This is a genomic window from Polaromonas sp. P1_G2, assembly GCF_056405515.1.
The window spans coordinates 1-388 of the sequence record NZ_JBFUBY010001531.1 but is presented as its reverse complement, the minus strand read 5'-3'; the positions used below and the strand labels follow the sequence as shown (position 1 = coordinate 388).

At 54.6% G+C, this 388-nt stretch carries 1 protein-coding gene; it reads right to left on the bottom strand.

Annotated features, from left to right (window positions below; translation table 11 throughout):
- On the bottom strand, positions 1-388 hold a 388-nt coding region (locus tag AC1D0P_RS31410; protein WP_477680300.1), incomplete at both ends, for a calcium-binding protein.

Below are 388 nucleotides of genomic sequence, written 5' to 3'. Positions count from 1 at the left end.
GGCGATATAGTCCGACCCGTGGGTAAAATCGGTGATGGTATCGATGTCGTTGCCCTTTTTGAATTGAAAAGTATCCTGATCGTCGCCACCGGTCAGGGTGTCGTTTCCCTTGCCGCCATTCAGGACATCCAGGCCAGCTTCGCCGTAGAGCGTATCGTTGCCCATACTGCCGGTGATGTGATTGTCCAGCGCATTGCCGTGACCGGTAAGACCACCGGTGCCGAGCAAGATGAGCTGCTCGATATTGTCGCCCAGCGTGTAGTTGACCGTCGATTTTACCGTATCGGTTCCCTGCCCGGCGCTTTCCGAAATATCGATTGCCTGGCTTGAAACAATAAAGGTATCGTTTCCAAGCCCACCTTCGATCTCGCCATGCACAGTTCCGCCG